This is a genomic window from Lelliottia wanjuensis (assembly GCF_030238365.1).
In the GTDB taxonomy this organism is placed as follows: Bacteria; Pseudomonadota; Gammaproteobacteria; order Enterobacterales; family Enterobacteriaceae; genus Enterobacter; species Enterobacter wanjuensis.
Genome location: NZ_JASSOT010000063.1, coordinates 350,536 through 367,808 on the forward strand (window position 1 = coordinate 350,536; position 17,273 = coordinate 367,808).

Genomic DNA, 17,273 nt, shown 5'->3' on the forward strand with positions numbered 1-17,273 from the left:
CCCTTGCCGCATGCGGGTCAGCGGGATCGGTTCCGAAAACGGGAGAGCTTATGCTTACCCGGTTTTAGGATTAATCTCAGGCACACAGGCTTCAGGAGACGCTATGTCCTTACTTAAGGAGACACTGCTGATATTTACCGATCTGGACGGTACGCTGCTGGATATCCACACCTACGACTGGCGACCTGCCGCGCCCTGGCTGGATAAACTACAGGACCATCAGATCCCGGTCATTTTATGCAGCAGTAAAACGGCGGCGGAGACCCTCGAAATCCAGCAGGATCTGGGGCTGGAAGGGTTGCCCTTTATTGCCGAAAACGGGGCGGTGATCCAGCTGGATGTGCGCTGGGACGATCACCCCAACGCCCCGCGCCTGATCAACGGCACGCCGCACAGTGAAATCCGCAGCCTCATCGATCCCATTCGCGAACGCAGCGGGTATAAATTCACCACTTTCGATGACGTCGACGAACGGGTGATCGGCGAATGGACCGGGCTAAACCGCGAGCGTTCGGCACTGGCCCGTCTGCACGAAGCCTCAATCACCCTCATCTGGCGCGACAGCGACGAGCGGATGACGCAGTTTGAATCTGAGCTGGTGCAGCTCGGGTTGAAGTTCGTGCAGGGCGCGCGCTTCTGGCACATTCTGGATGCGCGGGGCGGGAAGGATCAGGCGGTCAACTGGCTGATTGATGAGTACCGCAAACGCGAAGGTTTTGTACCGACAACGATCGGGCTGGGCGACGGACCCAACGACGCCCCCCTGCTCGATAACGTCGATTACGCCGTGGTGGTGAAAGGCATTAACCGCCACGGTATTCAGCTCCAGGAAGATATTCCTGAGCGGGTCTACCACACCACCCAACCGGGACCGGAAGGCTGGCGTGAAGGACTCGATCATTTCTTATCGGCGTCGCGCCACACCACCTGATTTCTCCCCTGCTGTTTCGCCAGGTACAGGCGCGCATCGGCAATGGACTGCAGCTGCTCGAAGTCGGAATTCTCGTTCTCCTCCGTGCTGCTCACGCCCAGCGAGGCGCTGATCCGCGTGGTGGTGCTTTTCCTCACCAGAATCTCTTTGCGGTTGATACAGGCGCGAATGCGCTCCGCCACTTCTGCGGCCTGCCGGGTGGTCGCTCCCGGCAGCACCACGCAGAACTCTTCGCCGCCGACGCGCCCGGCGACGTCGCTGCTGCGCAGGGCGCTGGCGATCAGCCCGGCGGTGTGACACAGCACTTTGTCCCCGGCCTGGTGGCCGAATCTGTCGTTAATGCTTTTGAAATGGTCCAGATCGAGCTGAATCACCGAGAAAGGAATGTTTTGCTCGCGGCACTCTTGCGCCAGGGTTTTGGCCCGATCAAACAGGGCACCACGGTTGTTCAGCCGCGTCAGCGGGTCGTGCCACGCCTGCCACTGGAGAGAGTTTTGCATGCTGGACATGTTGCTGACCATCCGGCGGATCACCAGCCAGGAGATCAACAGCATCGCCGTAAAGAGCGCCCACAGCAGCGCCAGCGCGATGCTGATACTGCCGAAATCCCCGTTTACCCCTTCCTGCAAGGTATGCACGCGCAGCACCACGCCGTCAAAATGGTCGAGTCGCTCCCAGCTGATATAGCGCGAGTTCAGACGAATGCCGCCCTGGGTATCGCTTTCGATGGCATGGGCAATCTGCGCCCGCTCGAGTTCGTCAAACTGATTGACCAGCCCGTCCGGCGGCTCGGAAGTGGTGATCAGATTCAGGCGGCTGTCATACAGCTGATACTCTCCGTCCGTGCGGCGATCGACGGCTTCCGTCAGCAGCTGCTTCATGGTCGGGAGGGTGAAATCCATCGCCAGCACGCCGTACCAGTAGTGATCCTGATAGACCGGCAGGCTGGCGGTGATTACCCTCTCCTCGCGGTCGTCGGACAGGGGTGCCATAAACCAGCGCACGCCGCGCGAGCGGTTTTGCCGCTCGTTCTGCTGGGTAAACCACGGGCGCGTCACCAGGTCGTAGTAACGGGAGACAATCGTGTAATCAAGAGGCGAAGGATCGGTGGAGAGAAAAAATCCGGCGCGCGAGACATAAGAGACGCGCCTCTCCTTGCCGGTTGTCGAGGTGGCGAGACGCAGCAGATACCCCACCTCCAGCGCGGCAGAGAGCTCGTTGCCGATGCGCTGACCGTCGCGCGCCAGCAGCGTGGTACGCTCCACCGTCGCGTCTGAGACGCCGCTTATCGGCAGCGTGCGCTGCTGGTCGACATCAAGCTGCCAGAACGGCTGATTGCGCAGACGGTTAAATTTGGTAACGGCATCCTGCAGCACGCGAAAGCCGAGCGGCGTTTGCAGCGCATCGCCCATGCTATGGCGAAAAAAGAGCAGTTTATCGATGCTGAACTGGAGCTGCCGGTCGAGAGAGCTGGCCACATTTTTCAGGTGATTTTGCTGGCTGGAGATGTAAGCATCTTCCAGCACCACCACTTCGCGCCAGGTGAGGATCGTTGAAAAGATAAGGACAATCACAAAACAGAGATTAACGATTTTCCCGGGCTGGTGACGTAACCGTTCAAGAAAATGCGTTTTGGCTTTATAGACATCGCGCTGCACAGACACTCCCTGCTGAAAACTTGCATCACCCGCACAAAAGCCACGCCCGGCGGTTCCGATATCTTAAGACAAGCACCGCGCTTGAGGATAGTCAACAAAAACGCCCGGACATGCCGGGCGTTGCGTGATTAAGCCGTTTCTCGCCGTTGTCGTCCGTCACCGGGCAGAAGCTCGTCTTCACGAAACGCTTCCCGCTTGATGCCGTACCCGTCGTACCACCGGCACTCCACCATACCGCTGGAATAGCCGGTGACAATCATCGATGGACCACCGTTTTTCGGCTTAACTTCATCACTGACCACAAAGACCATATCCGCCTCCAGTATCAGGGTGAAACTGTTTCAATCTAGACGAGGAATGGCGTTTTTGCGTAGTCGCCGATGGGGCAATTAGTGCGAAACCCCACGCACTTTTTCGATGCCCTTCACCGCCGCAATGACGATGGCCCCGATGATAAAGCCAATCACCAGGTTAGCGACCATCGGCAGTACCGCCGCGACAATGGCGCCGAATCCCGCGCTGAAATGTTCAATGGCGTGATGCAGAACCGGGATGCCGTGTACCACGATCCCACCGCCGACCAGGAACATCGCCAGGGTGCCGATAATCGAGAGGGATTTCATCAGCCACGGGGCCAGCACCAGCAGACCTTTGCCGACCGCCTGCGCCACGGCGTTGGATTTTTTCTCCAGCCAGTAGCCCATGTCGTCAAGCTTCACGATCACGCCCACCAGGCCATACACGCCGACGGTGACCAGAATCGCGATCCCCGAGAGCACCAGCACCTGGTTGAGCAGCGGTGATTCCGACACGATCCCAAGCGTAATCGCCACGATTTCCGCCGAGAGGATAAAGTCCGTGCGGATCGCCCCTTTCACCTTATCGCGCTCGAAGGCCATCGGATCTTTGGCGGCCAGCGCTTCTAAGCGTTGCTGCCGCGCCTGCGGGGTCTCTTCGTCCTTGTGCGAGCCGAAGGAGTGCAGCACTTTTTCAACGCCTTCGTAGCAGAGGAACGCGCCGCCAATCATCAGCAGCGGGGTGATCGCCCACGGGATAAAGGCGCTGATCAGCAGCGCCAGCGGCACCAGGATCACTTTGTTGATAAAGGACCCTTTCGCCACGCTCCACACCACCGGCAGCTCGCGGTTGGCGCGAACGCCCGTCACCTGCTGCGCGTTGAGCGACAAGTCATCTCCCAGCACACCGGCCGTCTTCTTGGCGGCTAGTTTTCCCATCACCGAAATGTCATCCAGCAAGGTGGCAATATCGTCGAGCAATGTTAATAAGCTACTTCCTGCCAAAATCTGATCCTTCTTATTTTGATAATTAAGTGAATAGTATGGAGCAAAAAGCGAAACCCTGAAACAGGCACCGCAAGTCAACAAATAATTCACACCATTGGCACAATTAAAGGACTCGCCAGCCCGATAGTTTTCACGTTTACTATGAGCGACCTTTTTAAATCGCTGTGAGGGATTATGCGTTTCCGGCAATTATTACCCCTTATTGGAGCGCTATTTTCGCTCTACATCATCTGGGGTTCGACCTACTTTGTGATTCGTATCGGCGTGGAGAGTTGGCCACCGCTGATGATGGCGGGCGTGCGTTTCTTCTCTGCCGGTGTACTGCTTTTAGCGTTTCTGCTGATGCGCGGGCATAAACTCCCGCCGCTGCGCCCGATGATGAACGCGGCGCTGATCGGCCTGCTGCTGTTGGCCGTCGGTAACGGCGGCGTGACGGTGGCGGAGCATCAGAACGTGCCGTCCGGTATTGCGGCGGTGGTGGTCGCCACTGTGCCGCTGTTTACCCTCTGCTTTAGCCGACTGTTCGGCATCCGCACCCGCAAGCTGGAGTGGATGGGGATCGGCATTGGTCTGGCGGGGATTATTCTACTTAACAGCGGCGGCAACCTGAGCGGTAATCCGTGGGGCGCGGTGCTGATCCTGATTGGCTCCATGAGCTGGGCCTTTGGCTCGGTGTTGGGTTCAAGAGTGGAGTTACCCTCCGGGATGATGGCTGGTGCCATTGAGATGCTGGCGGCGGGCATTGTATTGCTCATCGTCTCGATCCTCACCGGTGAAAAACTCACGACGATGCCGACGCTCTCCGGTTTCCTGGCTGTCGGTTATCTGGCAATTTTTGGCTCGATTATCGCTATCAACTCGTACATGTTCCTGATCCGCAACGTCAGCCCTGCCGTTGCCACCAGCTACGCCTACGTTAACCCGGTGGTGGCCGTGTTGCTGGGCACCACCTTTGCGGGCGAGGTTTTATCGTCGGTTGAATGGTTGGCGCTGGGAGTGATTATTATGGCGGTGGTGCTGGTGACGCTCGGGAAGTATCTGTTCCCGGCAAAACCGGTGGTTACGGCGTGTGAGGTGGAGAAGCGGTAAACGGGTATATTTTTGGTTTTTCTCCAGCCCTTTCCAGGGGCTGGAGAATAGTCCTTTCACTTCAGATTTTCTTCTCTGTCTCTCTGCTTTGAGTGTGTTTCCGGCTCGTCTCATGAAAAACCTGAGCCATAAAATGATATCGACACGCTTCCATATTGAGATGACACATATCCAGATTCCTTTATGTAACAAAGTATTTTTTATTGTGGAATGCCGTTTTAATTATAGGCGTGAGTGAGTATTCTTTTTGTAAAAACAAATAGTAATTAAAAGGAATTTAATTATGGAAGGACGATCCGAAACAGTTCAGCAGCAGGATACTCTAAACCGATATTTGTTATATTTTCCCCGTAGTAAAGGCGTTATCCCCGATGTTCACTCGTTTACGGGGGAAGAGGCATTAAGTAAACCCTACCGTTATACCATCCGCTTCACCAGCCCGGATCAGAACATTGGCATCAATGCCGTTCTTAACCAGATGGCCGAATTTATTCTGCGCGCCCCGAATCCGAAAGCCACCTGGCACGGGCAGACCCACTGGCTGCCGGTGCGCCAGATTAATGGCACGATCACCAAATTCTCTCGCCTGAAGTCGTCAGGTGACGAAGCGCTGTATGAGTGCGAGCTGGAGCATGAGCTGGCGCTGCTGGACAGAAATTATCGCTCAGCTGTGTACATGAATATGACGATTCCGGAGCTCGTCACGAAGCTGATGAAGGACAGCGGTCATTTTGACGGGTACAACATCGATTTTGACCGGTTGAGTCACAGCTACCCGAGTCGGGAAATGATTATTCAGTGGAAAGAAACCGATCTGCAGTTTATCCGCCGGTTGCTGGCGGAAGTGGGGATCTGGTTCCGCTTTGAAAATCACGACAAGGTTCAGGGCGAAACCGTCGTCATTTTTGGGGATTCTGGTAGCCGCTACATTTTCAGCGACAAACAGATACCGTATGTTCGAAATTCCGGTATGACCAGCTATGACGAATACATTACCGATCTGGAAGAACAGCATGGTCTGATCCCTCAAAACGTACTGGTCCGCACGTACAACTACCGTGATCCACAATCGCCACAAACTGATAAAACCATTGAAACGAGTGATATTCCGGAAGGCGTAACGACAGGCCAGGAATACCACTATGCCGATCACTACCTGGCCGACGGCGATTTTTACGGCGAAGAGGCGGAAACAGCCACGTTTTACGCCCGCCTGCGCTATGAGCGCCTGCTGAACGGGCAAACTGTGCTCGGGGCGACAACCAGCGATCCGGCGCTTCAGCCCGGCATTATGTTTAACCCAACCGGCACTATTCCTGACGGGTTTAAGCCCGGATTTTTGATAACGACGATGGCCATTCGCAGCAGCCGTGCGGAACACTACCGCGCTGTGTTGACGGGGATCCCCTACATCAACGGTTACAGCTTCCGCCCTGAACATCTGCCCCGACCGGTGATTGCCGGGACGGTGCCCGCAAGAGTGGCGGCCATCGGTGGAGATAAGGTTTATGCCGGACTCGATGCGAAAGGCCGCTACCGGGTGAAGTTTGATTTTGACCTTGAAGAAAAAAAAGACGGATTTGAAAGCGCATTGATACGTCTCGGCAGACCGTATGCCGGTGACACCTTTGGTTTTCACTTCCCGCTTCTGGATGGGACTGAGGTGGCCGTTGATTTTGAAGGTGGCGATCCTGACCGCCCGTTTATCGCCCACGTCCTGCATGACGGCCGCCGTACGGATTTGGTCACGAACCGTAACGATACCCGCAACGTTATTCGCACGGCTGCTTTTAACAAAATTCGCCTGGAGGACAAGCGCGGAGAGGAGCATATCAAGATCGCCACGGAGTACGGCAAGAGCCAGGTTAGCGCTGGCCACCTTGTTGACTCGGAGGGAAAACAGCGCGGTGAAGGTGTGGAAGCCAGAACCGACAACCATATGGCGCTACGTGCGGCTAAAGGGATACTGCTTACCACGGAAGCACAGCCACGCGCAGCGGGCAAACAGCTGGATATGACGGCCGCCATTGCGCAGCTGGAAAAAGCGCTGTCGCTGGCGATGACCCTGCAACAAAGCGCGCTAACGGCTGGAGCCAGTAATGTGGAAACCGATCAGCAGAATGCCCTCATCCAGACACTAACTAACCTGACCGGTCCGGGCCTGTTGACCTATGCCGATAAAGGGCAGGCACACGTTACGCCGGACAACCTGCAGCTGTCAGCGGGCAAAGATTTGATCGCCACGGCGGGCAGCGATGCCAGCGTGAACATCGTGAAAAAATTCTCGCTGGCCGTAGGGGAAAAACTCTCACTGTTTGCCCGCAAACTCGGCATTCAGATGATTGCCGGTGCGGGGGATATTACAACGCAGGCGCAGCGCGGCGAAATGCACATGCTGTCTCAGCAGGATTTCACGCTGACGAGTACCGCCGGAAAGATGAACGGCAGCGCTAAAGAGGGGATGCAGTTTGTCTGCGGCGGCGGCGGGATACGTATCAGTCCGAACGGGTTGGTCACGATTTTCTCGCCGACGGGCATCGAGCTGAAAGCACCGAACCTGAAATACGACGGACCGGAGAGTGCGTCGGTACAGTCACCGTCCTTTGAGAAGGGGGCATTTAAACTCCGTTACAAGCTGCACGCAGGTGATGATCCGGAGCAAATTCTGGCAAACAAAAAATTCAGGCTGACCAGTTCGTCCGGACAGGTGGTGGAAGGTGTGACCGACAGCAGCGGTCATTCACCGTTGCTCGATGCTGATGATCTCGACAGTTACAAAATGGAGTTGATGGAATGACGGATACGAAGACAAAACCGTATGCCCCTCGCGTGGTATCTGAAGGGGATATTCCGGTACATAAAAGCCTAGGTGAAACTGCCCAGACCTGCAGCGTGGGAGTGCCGCGCCCTATGCCGGGTATCGTGATTCTGGTACATGGTGTGAACGACGTGGGTGAAGCCTATCAGAATCAAGAAAAGGGCATTCTTCAGGGGCTGGGTAAACGGCTTAATCGGCAGGATTTTTACCCCCACGAATGGAAGGACTACAGAGTTACCGATCCTGGTCGCTCACCCATTATCCCTTTTTTCTGGGGATATAAACCCGTTACGCATGACGACTATCGGGCAGATCAGAAGCGTTATCGGGAAGAAGTAGAAAAGATGAAAGATGCGGCTCACCTGCCGTTTGATACGTATCAGGAAGATAACGCCGATAAAAAAGCCGACCTCGGGAATGACGGATTCAGCACGCTGAAGTACCAGAACGATAACTTCGGTAATGCTCTGGAAGCGAATTTTGCCAAAGGCGGTGGCACATTCGCAAACGCGACAACCAACATCCCCGATATGCTTGGGCCGGGCGCTGGCGGCGCAGCTCTGGGAGCTGCGGGGTTTCTATCATTGCACGCTAACGGCGGCGACTTTACACACCCTATTTTTAATAATCCGCACCGGATCTATCAGTTTTTTGCGGCTCAGCGCCTTGCCGATTTGATTATTCAGATTAGGCAGCCACTGGAAACGAAGGATGATGTTATCAATATTGTGGCGCACAGTCAGGGAACGATCATCACCATGCTTGCAAATATGCTTGTGGTGAAAGCCGGTTTGAAGCCGGTGAACTGCACGATCCTGAATCATTCTCCGTATTCACTGGAATCCCGCAGCGCTGAAAATATTCAGCCCGGCCATCACCAGACAGATAAAGCCCGTCAGGATACATTTAAAAATTTCTGCAGTCTGATGGCCGCACAGTACAAAGGTGGTGTGCTGGATGAAGCCGCTCTGAAGGAAATGGAAGGGGCCTGTACGCTGCGTAAACCGTCTGATAATCCGTTGCGAAAAGACGCCAAATTTTGCCGCGATAATAACGGAAAGGTCTATAACTACTTTTGCCCTAATGATGGTGTCGTGTCTTTGACAAACGTTCAGGGTTTTGGCTGGCGAGGCATCCCCAAAACCATCGCTGCCGGTATCTCAAACTTATATCAGCGAGTTTTTTACCAGCATGGTGAGGTCGGGCTGGCACCGACAGGAACAGAGTTTACGCTGCCGCCTCGTATGACGGGGGATGCGGATTACAGCAGTCTCGCGAATACCAATTATCCCACGTCTGCCTCGGGTGTGATCGTGAACGGTGAAGAACTACCGGAGACGTTTATCTTTGAACTCCAGGGACAGAATAATCACCCCGATAATGATCCGAAAACCAGCGATAAGCCTTACACAGCTAACATCGACCCGGACAGCCCGGATGCCTACATTTCGTATTCTGCAAAAGCCCACACAATCAAACTTACCCAGTCGGCAACTTATGCGGTGAACAGTTACCAACGTATCAGCTGGCGGCCCGGCCACGTTCTTACGCCTGAAGAACTAAAAATAGAAAGCATCGACCGGAAAGTGACGGTGATTCGCGGTGTAGTCACAGGATCAAATGCTTTTCCAAACGTCACGCTGACCTGGCTTCGTTCTCGCGAGGAACTGGAAAAAGAGTGGCGGAAAGCTGATCCGGTTGGGTATAGCCAGCACTCTTCTATCGTCGCCAGTGAATTCGCGCCGTCTCATGCGATGGCGTATGACCTGGCAATCGGTCAATGCCGATCGTTTGACTTTAAAGCGGGTAAATTCTGGGAAGACCTGTTGCACCGAGCGGACTGGCGTGATCCGTTGAATAAAAACCCTGATGCCAAGGAATATTACCGATCAGGAAAACTACCTTTAGATGAAACAAAGCGTTATATGAATAAACCCGACGAGGTATTACCAGAAAATGTGGTTAATCAGTATAACCATGCCACTGAATTCAAACCGTCCCGTGATTTGTCTGTAGGGAACCAGGCCATTACTAACCTCCAATGGGATATGCCTAAAGCTAAAAGCGATGCTGCCTTAGCGAAGAGGGATTAAAGATGAAGGGACTTTATTTAGCGCTTGCAGCACTGTTGGTGGCCGTGAATTGTGAGGCAAAGGAGCCGCCAACGCAGGTGGTTTACCGATTTGATGACCATCGCTCTTTGGAACTGAAGGGCTGGGACTGCGACGGTGAACTCTGGTATACGGACACGCAAAAAGGTATCCATAGTCAGGTATGGAGCCAGTTTTATCGGATATTTACCAAGAAATTCATTCATCCTTCCGAACGCTATATGGCAATTTCGTCGTGGGGGGGAGGATTTACAGTTTCAAAAGATTACGGGAAAACCTGGAGCGGGGCTCACTATTCGCCGGGAGAAAATGAGCCAAATGGTGACAACCGACCACCTTACGATGACATCCTCTCTTTTACTGTCGTTGGCGATCAGGGTTTTTTGCAGACCAAACACCGGCTGTATATGTCGTCAAAGCCGTTTGATGACCCGCGTATTCTCCCCGGTGGTCCGGGGATCCATTACGAACTTGAAGATGGGGTAAAGGGAGATATTCAGTCTGGTTCCGCCGGATGGGCCTGGGGATTGATTTATATGACTAGGCAAGGGTTGAAGGGCACTATTCAGGAGCTTCAAACCAGTTGGAAAGATCTCCCAGACAAAACTCCAGAAGTGAAGGGTTACACCGGCTGGGATCATATGCGCTGTGACATGGACTTAGGGAAATAGGCCATGAGAGGACTATGTATAGGTCTGGCAGCCACCAGTATTTTGCTGGTGGCCGGATGCCAGGCGAAGGCGCCACTAACGCAGGTAGTTTATCGGTTTGATGACCATCGATATCTTGAGCTGAAAGGCTGGGACTGTGAAGGTGAACTCTGGTATACGGACACGCAAAAAGGTATCCACTCTCAGCCATTTTTCCAGTTTTACCGGATATTTCCCAAAAAGTTCGAACATCCATCTCAGCGTTATATCGCTATCCCAAACTGGGAGGTGGATGGGTTTATGGTTTCTAAAGACTATGGGCAAACATGGGAAGGAGTTGGTTTTTCTCCTGGCGAAAATGAGCCAAATGGCGATAACAGGCCACCAAGAGAAGATGCAGTGTCTTTCACAGTCGTTAACGATCAAGCTTTTTTGCAGACCAAACACCGGCTGTATATGTCGTCAAAGCCGTTTGATGACCCGCGTATTCTCCCAGGCGGTCCGGGTATTAAATATCGTTTAGATAGTGGTGAGCCTGATGAAATAACTCCAGAGTATCCTGGGTGGGCCTGGGGGCTGATTTATTTTACCAAAGAAGGTCTGGAGGGGAAGGTAGTTCGTCATGAATCAAACTATCAGGATCTCCCAGACAAAACTCCAGAAGTGAAGGGCTACACCGGCTGGGATCACATGCGTTGTGATATGGATGCAGGACGATAAGGAGATAAAAACGATGAAAGGCGTAATTCGACTGAACGATCCACTGGTGAGCGGTGGAAAAGTGATTAAAGCGTCAGGTGCGGACTTTATGGGTAAACCCGTAGCCCTGAAAAACGATCAGGTGACGTGCCCGGAACATAAAGGGACGTTCCCGATCAATGAATGCCATCCGACCTGGACCATGAACGGCCGGGGGGTTGTGGTGGATGGGTGTCACGCTGCGTGCGGTTGCGAAATCAAAAGCACCCTGCCTGTTGCGGGAGCTGCGTGATGAGAGAGTGGTGGTTATACAAGAAACAGCCTGAACCAGATACTGACGTACCTGTAATGGCTATCATCATTTTATATGTGGCTACGATAGCTTTTTGCCTGCTGATACGGGCTTTTACCTGGCCTGAAAAGGAGCATGTCACCGCTATTTTTCTCGTGCCCTCCTTTTTCCTTCCCGCCTGCCTGCTCTCAGTGTTTGTATTCCTTGGTTTTATGATGAGGGATGCCGATATCCACTATGCTGAAACCCGTAAATTTGTTGCACAAGAGCGGGAAATTAATTTAAAAGCACATGCCCGGCAAAATATGGCTATCGTGGCATGGTCTGCAATCACGCCGCTGGCAGAACCTGCACTGAACATGCTGAAACTGGAAGGCGAGTTTCCACTGGCCCCGAAAACACCGGTAAAAATCCAGTTAGAAGAGATGTTTGATCAAACCCGCAATGAACAAGTGTTTGCCCGTCTTCTGGCCCCGATGGAAGAAAAGCTAAAGGGGTATCACTACCGTAATATTGAAACTTTTGTCTGGGTTCGCGGAAGTGATGATAGCTGTGTTGAAGAACTCAGGCGCTCACTTGAGCGGCTGGGGGTTGAGGATACCAGAATCCGCAAAATTGAGTACAGTGCCGATTGCCCCGATTATGAACTGATCGGGAAACTGGTCAGCATATCGAATGACTACATAGTGAACCGGTTGATTATTATCGTCGATTTGCATGAAGAAGGATGCGAATCGAAGTGTATGGAAAATGCGAGTGCTTTCTTGCTGACTAACCACTATTCCAGGGTCGAAGGTGAAAAACCGGTGTATCTCTATCAGCCAATGTCTGGTGTAACGGATGTTGAAGAGAAAATGCCCATATATCTGGAAGTCGGTTCCGTTAAAACGCCCAAAACGCTCTGGTATACAGGGTTATCCCGTACCGAGAAGTATCCGTTAATGCAGGCTCTGGACCAAAAAGGGCTGGCAGCGGACAGGCTGGATGTGGATGCGTCGCTGGGTGAAAAAAGTGCCGGATATCGGTGGCTTACGTTGGCGTTGGCTGCGGATGCGGTGAAATACGCTCAGGGTGAGCAGTTGGTTGCGACCTCAGAAAAAAACAAATTTGGCATAACAGCGCTCTCTTCCCAGAGAACCACTATTCCGAGCAATCTTACCTGGGGAAACTGGCAGAATCCTGTTTTACCTGCATTCATGGCTGGATTGTTTTTTATATTCTCTATACTGTTTTATTATATAACCTTCTCAGAAGGTAATAGCCATCCATCTATCTGGACACTTCTTGCATATGTTATAGTCCCATTAATTGTTTTTATTTCTATCGGTGTTTCTATTCTTATATTAAAAAGCAACGCAGCCTATAGAGATATGAGGTGTTGATATGAATGAAGCAATTGGAGTCATCGTAAGTCACATATCTTATTATGTTACTTGTCGGTTATTCCCCGAACAGACAGGAAATAGCTTCCAATGTGAATACCGCCATGCCATTGGCGGTTTGCGCCAAGCAGCCACCATCCATGTCCATTTTTTCGCAAATCGGTGATCAGCTCATCATAATTCCGATATTCCTGCCCGTTAGCCTTGTGCACGGAATTTAACAAAAACTTCCTTAGTATCACAATGTTATTGGGAATATCGCCTGCGCGCTGGAAGAGAAATACGTCCACATTAAACGGGCCGAATCCCCGTGGTGTCGATCTGCGCGGTTTGACCACCGCCGCAGATCCACTCTTCCAGCCGCTCAATCAGCGCAGCGTCATCAAGCTTTAACCTGCCCCGCAGCGCACACTCCCAGACAATCAGCACCCGCCAACCCTGCGCCATCAGCGTGGTGATATCCCGCTGGTCGCGCGTCACGTTCTTACCGATTTTTTCCAGCCAGAACTCGGTGCGCGTCGCCGGGACTTTAAACAGATAACAGTCGTGATGGTGCCAGAAACAGCCGTGGGTGAAGATGATGCAGCGATAATCGTCGAGGATAAAATCGGGGCGGCCGGCCAGCGCCGCATCCTGCACGCGAAACGCAAAACCGCTCTGGGTTAGCAGCCCCGCCAGCCGTTTTTCAATTGCGGTGTCACGCGTGCCGATGGCACGCATGTTCTTACTGCGCGTCGCCTTACTGTGCACATCCGTCATTGACGGCCTCGCCCAGACGCAGTTTGACGGCCTGTTTGATCCGCGACTCGAGCAGTTTTGCCACCGCCGCAAAGGCCGGCACCACCACGGAGTTGCCAAACTGGCGATAGGCCTGGGTATCCGACACCGGAATGCGGAAGCGGTAGCCCTGCGGCGATTCGAAGCCCATCAGACGCGCGCACTCGCGCGGCGTTAAGCGGCGCGGGCGATGTTGCTGATTGTTCGGGTCGTCGAAATTCACTTCGCCCAGCGCTTTATCCCAGCCTCTGTCGATCAGGATTTCGGCACCGTCTTTGTAATAGCGGGCCGACAGCGTGCGAGTGACGCTGTGCGGATTAGTCGGGTCGACCATGCCAAACCCGAAGCCGTTGCCCTTCGCCTGATGTTTTTTGGCATAGCGGTAAAGGTATTTCCACAGCACCGGCGTGAGGATAAATTTGGCGTCCACCACCGGTTCGAGCAGCTCGGCAATGGAAGGTCGATGCGCGGGATAGAGCGACGGAATATCGCGCAGCGTGAAGTTGCCCTTCAGGTTCAGATCGCGGCGGAAGCCCACCAGCACAATGCGTTCCCGGTGCTGCGGCAGGAAGTGTTTGCCGTCGATAATCTTGGGATCGTCCGCGCCCATGTCCTGCGAATCCGCCACGTCATAGCCCAGTTCATCGAGCGTTTGCATGATGATGCGGAAGGTTTTCCCGCCGTCGTGGCTTTTGAGGTTTTTGACGTTTTCCAGCACAAAAATTGGCGGTCGACGGGCGTCGATGATCCGCACCACGTCAAAAAACAGCGTGCCCTGCGTATCGCAGGCGAAACCGTGAGCGCGGCCCAGGGCGTTCTTTTTCGACACGCCCGCCAGCGAGAACGGCTGACACGGGAAGCCCGCGAGCAACACATCATGCTGAGGAATGTTTTGTCGGATGTGCTCCGCCGCCTCGTCGTCGCTGACGCCAGGTTTATGGCTCAGGGTGACGTCGCGGATATCTTCGTTGAAATGGTGCGTGTGCGGGTCGCAATACCAGTTGGCTTTGTAGGTGCGCACCGCGTGTTTGTTCCATTCGCTGGTAAACACGCACTGGCCGCCGATGGCCTCAAAACCGTTGCGGATCCCGCCGATACCGGCGAACAGATCGACAAAGCGGAAAGCATAATTGGGATGAATGGCCGGTGGGCGCGGAAGCAGGTTTTGCAGGTAAGTAAATTCCCGCTCACTCAGGCGGTGCCCTGCCCTGTCGCTGGTGACCAGTCGTTTGAGGATCGCCGGGCTCCAGTGGCTTTCACCCTGCGCATTCAGCTCATTGACCAGGGTTTTCGCATCATAGATGGTCAGCAGTTTGCTCAATAACGCCTGCACCGTGGCCGTGGATTTCTCTGCCAGCAGAAGTGCGGGCGCTATCACTGATCGTTTTTCCTGCATACCTTTAACCGGGCAAAAGAGACTGAGGACAGATTACCATAGTTCCGCTTTACACATCGCGCTGGAATCGGCGCAGCGCCTGCGTATCTATCCCGAGACAATCGCCCTGCAGCTCGGCGCTCAATTTCGCCATAAACTGCACTAAAAAGTTGGCGTTGTGACGGGCCAGCTCGCGGCCCATCTCGGTCTGCATGGTCTCCGGAAGGCGCAGCAGTTTGGTCTGGAAATGGTCGAGGGCAAACTGTTTGTCGTTTAAGTCGCGCGCATCGGCAAAGGGATCGTTGGCATCGAACAGCGCCACACCCAGTGAACCCGATACGGCGAAGACGCGCGCCAGACCGATCGCGCCGAGGGCCTCTAGCCGGTCCGCGTCCTGTACAATTTTGGCCTCAAGAGTTTGCGGCGCGATTCCCGCGCTGAAGCTGTGCGCTTCGATGGCGTGTTCAACCGCAGGAATGCTTGCGTCGGGGAAATCCGGGAAATCGTCCGTGAGGATCAGCCGGGTTTTGCGCGCCGCCAGCTTTGAAGACTGGCTGCGTTGGTGATGATTTTTAGGCAGGCTGACGATGTCATGGAAATAACAGGCCGTGAGGACCACCAGCGCGTCGACGGGTTGCCCGTCTATCATGCGCTGCGCGGTCATCCACACGCGGCGGAAATGTGAAATGTCATGCGCCGCGTCATCGGTTTCGTGATGTTCCATTAACCAGGCTTCGAAGCGTTGCGGCCAGTGAGCAAGTTCCATGATCTCTCCTTTACGAAACGCTCACCTTAACAACTTTCCGCAGGCCAATCACTCGTTGTTGTCGCGCGGGCGCGTGTACCAGGCGATAGCGCCCAGAATGCCGCCCACCGAGCCCAGCACCAGGAACCCGAGAAACGCCCCGAGCCACTTCCCGCTAGTCGATCCTAAATCGCCCTCGACGACCATATTCGGCACGGAGGGAATTTTGCTGACCACCCACAGATAGCGGAGCATCGCCCAGACAAAGTATCCGCAAAATGTGTAAAACGCCCACAGGGCGAGTTTGCCTCCCAGGCCACGCGAGTTGTTCTGTTCCATGTTTAACCTTTACTGCCGCGGTAATGGCGTTACCGCTCTCACATTGCGAGTCCAAAAGTGTGAATAAAGTCACATTTTGGCACTCTTTGCGTCGTCATGCGATGGTAAAGGTCGAGGGATTTATCTTAAGTTGATCGGACGCAAGTAAAAATCAGAATCTCAAAAACACCAAAGGCCGCATCTGCGGCCTTTTTGTTCACGAGCTCAAGCGGTTACGGCGCTTCCTGCAACGCCACGCGAATAAACCCGTTATTCTGCTCCAGCAATTCACGCGCCTGCCAGGCGTCCAGACCGGTCATCACCATCAGCACGGCGGTTTTGCAGTGGTGGTTGCAGCTTTCCAGCGCCGCTTTGGCAACCGTGCGCGTGCAGCCCCCCGCCTCCATCACAATCGCGATCTGCCGTTCGGCCCACTTGATGCTTTTCGCTTCAAGATCCACACGCATATTGCTGTAAACCCGCCCGGTGCGAACGGCGAGTCCCGTCGCAATCATATTGAGGATCAGTTTTTGCGCCATGCCCGCTTTGGCGTTGTTAAAGCCCGCCACCACATCTGGTCCGGTTTGTGGCGCGATAATCATGCTCGCCAGCTGCGCAGCTTCGCTCTGTTCATCGCTGGTGATGATGGCAACCGGCGAACTCAGGGACCAGGCGTGGCGCATCGCTCCCCAGACCCACGGCGTTTTGCCGCTGACGGAGAGCGCGAGCATCATGTCGTGCTCGCCAAAATTCATGGCCTGCAGATCGGCCACCCCGCGATCGTAATTTCCCGCGCCGTCTCCGGCATCAAGGCCAATGACCGGATGTTTGCCCGGGGCGTACTCCAGCGCCGCATGCAGCGCGGCGCGACCGGACGGCCCGGCGCCGACAATAAACAGCCGTCCGCCGTGGCTCAGAGTGGCCGCGGCGTTATCCACCACGCGGGCGATGACAGGTAAAAAGGGAGTGATGGAGTCGGTAATGCATTTATCATCCTGATGAATCACATTCAGCATGTCCAGGGTCGACAACCTGTCGATATCCGCCGTATCCGCGTGGCGTCTCTCCGTGACCAAACCGTTCAGCTTAACGCTCATAAACTGCCTCCTTGTTATGAATTCCCC

The 17,273-nt window shown here is 54.1% G+C and carries 16 protein-coding genes; 8 read left to right on the plus strand and 8 right to left on the minus strand.

The window, feature by feature from the left end:
* The first annotated feature begins 103 nt into the window (after positions 1 to 103).
* The gene (locus tag QQF33_RS15575; RefSeq protein WP_285144176.1) at positions 104 to 931 is read left to right on the plus strand and encodes a mannosyl-3-phosphoglycerate phosphatase-related protein; all 828 of its coding nucleotides are present in this window, start codon (positions 104 to 106) and stop codon (positions 929 to 931) included.
* On the opposite strand, the gene dgcQ is transcribed toward QQF33_RS15575, so the two are convergent.
* From dgcQ to QQF33_RS15590, 3 genes are all read right to left on the minus strand, one after another.
* On the minus strand, positions 898 to 2,589 hold the full coding sequence (gene dgcQ, locus QQF33_RS15580) for a cellulose biosynthesis regulator diguanylate cyclase DgcQ (protein WP_285158108.1): 1,692 nt from the start codon (positions 2,587 to 2,589) through the stop codon (positions 898 to 900). The genes QQF33_RS15575 and dgcQ overlap by 34 nt on opposite strands.
* Positions 2,590 to 2,717: 128 nt before the next feature.
* Entirely contained in the window at positions 2,718 to 2,900 is a 183-nt protein-coding gene (locus tag QQF33_RS15585) for a YodC family protein (RefSeq protein ID WP_282495385.1), read from the minus strand.
* A 78-nt stretch (positions 2,901 to 2,978) separates the two neighbouring features.
* On the minus strand, positions 2,979 to 3,890 hold the full coding sequence (locus QQF33_RS15590) for a DUF808 domain-containing protein (RefSeq protein WP_285144174.1): 912 nt from the start codon (positions 3,888 to 3,890) through the stop codon (positions 2,979 to 2,981).
* A 177-nt stretch (positions 3,891 to 4,067) separates the two neighbouring features.
* Between QQF33_RS15590 and yedA the strand changes: the two genes are divergently transcribed.
* From yedA to QQF33_RS15625, 7 genes are all read left to right on the plus strand, one after another.
* Positions 4,068 to 4,982 (plus strand): drug/metabolite exporter YedA, encoded by a 915-nt coding sequence (yedA, locus tag QQF33_RS15595; RefSeq protein ID WP_285149414.1) that lies wholly within the window; start codon positions 4,068 to 4,070, stop codon positions 4,980 to 4,982.
* Between the two features lie 283 nt (positions 4,983 to 5,265).
* On the plus strand, positions 5,266 to 7,779 hold the full coding sequence (locus tag QQF33_RS15600; protein WP_285149412.1) for a type VI secretion system Vgr family protein: 2,514 nt from the start codon (positions 5,266 to 5,268) through the stop codon (positions 7,777 to 7,779).
* Positions 7,776 to 9,893, plus strand: coding sequence for a T6SS effector phospholipase Tle3 domain-containing protein (locus QQF33_RS15605; protein WP_285149410.1), 2,118 nt, complete (start codon positions 7,776 to 7,778; stop codon positions 9,891 to 9,893). The genes QQF33_RS15600 and QQF33_RS15605 overlap by 4 nt, the downstream gene beginning before the upstream one ends.
* Positions 9,894 to 9,895: 2 nt before the next feature.
* Positions 9,896 to 10,582, plus strand: coding sequence for a T6SS immunity protein Tli3 family protein (locus tag QQF33_RS15610; protein ID WP_285149408.1), 687 nt, complete (start codon positions 9,896 to 9,898; stop codon positions 10,580 to 10,582).
* A gap of 3 nt (positions 10,583 to 10,585) precedes the next feature.
* Positions 10,586 to 11,281: a T6SS immunity protein Tli3 family protein gene (locus QQF33_RS15615; RefSeq protein WP_285149407.1), complete on the plus strand. Its 696-nt coding sequence runs from the start codon at positions 10,586 to 10,588 to the stop codon at positions 11,279 to 11,281.
* 13 nt (positions 11,282 to 11,294) lie between these two features.
* Positions 11,295 to 11,552, plus strand: coding sequence for a PAAR domain-containing protein (locus tag QQF33_RS15620; protein WP_285144168.1), 258 nt, complete (start codon positions 11,295 to 11,297; stop codon positions 11,550 to 11,552).
* Positions 11,552 to 12,934, plus strand: coding sequence for a hypothetical protein (locus QQF33_RS15625; RefSeq protein ID WP_285158109.1), 1,383 nt, complete (start codon positions 11,552 to 11,554; stop codon positions 12,932 to 12,934). The genes QQF33_RS15620 and QQF33_RS15625 overlap by 1 nt, the downstream gene beginning before the upstream one ends.
* Before the next feature lie 291 nt (positions 12,935 to 13,225).
* Here the strand turns inward: QQF33_RS15625 and QQF33_RS15630 are convergent, their stop codons facing one another.
* The 5 genes from QQF33_RS15630 to QQF33_RS15650 form a co-directional block, all read right to left on the minus strand.
* Positions 13,226 to 13,693 (minus strand): very short patch repair endonuclease, encoded by a 468-nt coding sequence (locus tag QQF33_RS15630; RefSeq protein WP_285149404.1) that lies wholly within the window; start codon positions 13,691 to 13,693, stop codon positions 13,226 to 13,228.
* Entirely contained in the window at positions 13,674 to 15,107 is a 1,434-nt protein-coding gene (locus QQF33_RS15635) for a DNA cytosine methyltransferase (protein WP_285158110.1), read from the minus strand. Before QQF33_RS15635 ends, QQF33_RS15630 begins: the two co-directional genes overlap by 20 nt.
* A gap of 49 nt (positions 15,108 to 15,156) precedes the next feature.
* The gene (locus QQF33_RS15640) at positions 15,157 to 15,852 is read right to left on the minus strand and encodes a phosphohydrolase (protein WP_285158111.1); all 696 of its coding nucleotides are present in this window, start codon (positions 15,850 to 15,852) and stop codon (positions 15,157 to 15,159) included.
* Positions 15,853 to 15,900: 48 nt separating this feature from the next.
* Entirely contained in the window at positions 15,901 to 16,170 is a 270-nt protein-coding gene (drpB, locus tag QQF33_RS15645; RefSeq protein ID WP_285158113.1) for a cell division protein DrpB, read from the minus strand.
* A gap of 212 nt (positions 16,171 to 16,382) precedes the next feature.
* On the minus strand, positions 16,383 to 17,246 hold the full coding sequence (locus tag QQF33_RS15650) for an N-acetylmuramic acid 6-phosphate etherase (protein WP_285149400.1): 864 nt from the start codon (positions 17,244 to 17,246) through the stop codon (positions 16,383 to 16,385).
* Between the last annotated feature and the right edge of the window lie 27 nt (positions 17,247 to 17,273).

Bases quoted from the DNA above. Each gene is read 5' to 3' on its own strand.
- QQF33_RS15605 (WP_285149410.1), top strand. From the start codon at position 7,776: ATGACGGATACGAAGACAAAACCGTATGCCCCTCGCGTGGTATCTGAA.
- QQF33_RS15620 (WP_285144168.1), top strand. From the start codon at position 11,295: ATGAAAGGCGTAATTCGACTGAACGATCCACTGGTGAGCGGTGGAAAA.
- yedA (WP_285149414.1), top strand. From the start codon at position 4,068: ATGCGTTTCCGGCAATTATTACCCCTTATTGGAGCGCTATTTTCGCTC.
- QQF33_RS15600 (WP_285149412.1), top strand. From the start codon at position 5,266: ATGGAAGGACGATCCGAAACAGTTCAGCAGCAGGATACTCTAAACCGA.
- QQF33_RS15610 (WP_285149408.1), top strand. From the start codon at position 9,896: ATGAAGGGACTTTATTTAGCGCTTGCAGCACTGTTGGTGGCCGTGAAT.
- QQF33_RS15630 (WP_285149404.1), bottom strand. From the start codon at position 13,693: ATGACGGATGTGCACAGTAAGGCGACGCGCAGTAAGAACATGCGTGCC.
- QQF33_RS15650 (WP_285149400.1), bottom strand. From the start codon at position 17,246: ATGAGCGTTAAGCTGAACGGTTTGGTCACGGAGAGACGCCACGCGGAT.
- QQF33_RS15575 (WP_285144176.1), top strand. From the start codon at position 104: ATGTCCTTACTTAAGGAGACACTGCTGATATTTACCGATCTGGACGGT.
- drpB (WP_285158113.1), bottom strand. From the start codon at position 16,170: ATGGAACAGAACAACTCGCGTGGCCTGGGAGGCAAACTCGCCCTGTGG.
- QQF33_RS15635 (WP_285158110.1), bottom strand. From the start codon at position 15,107: ATGCAGGAAAAACGATCAGTGATAGCGCCCGCACTTCTGCTGGCAGAG.
- QQF33_RS15640 (WP_285158111.1), bottom strand. From the start codon at position 15,852: ATGGAACTTGCTCACTGGCCGCAACGCTTCGAAGCCTGGTTAATGGAA.
- QQF33_RS15585 (WP_282495385.1), bottom strand. From the start codon at position 2,900: ATGGTCTTTGTGGTCAGTGATGAAGTTAAGCCGAAAAACGGTGGTCCA.
- QQF33_RS15625 (WP_285158109.1), top strand. From the start codon at position 11,552: ATGAGAGAGTGGTGGTTATACAAGAAACAGCCTGAACCAGATACTGAC.
- QQF33_RS15615 (WP_285149407.1), top strand. From the start codon at position 10,586: ATGAGAGGACTATGTATAGGTCTGGCAGCCACCAGTATTTTGCTGGTG.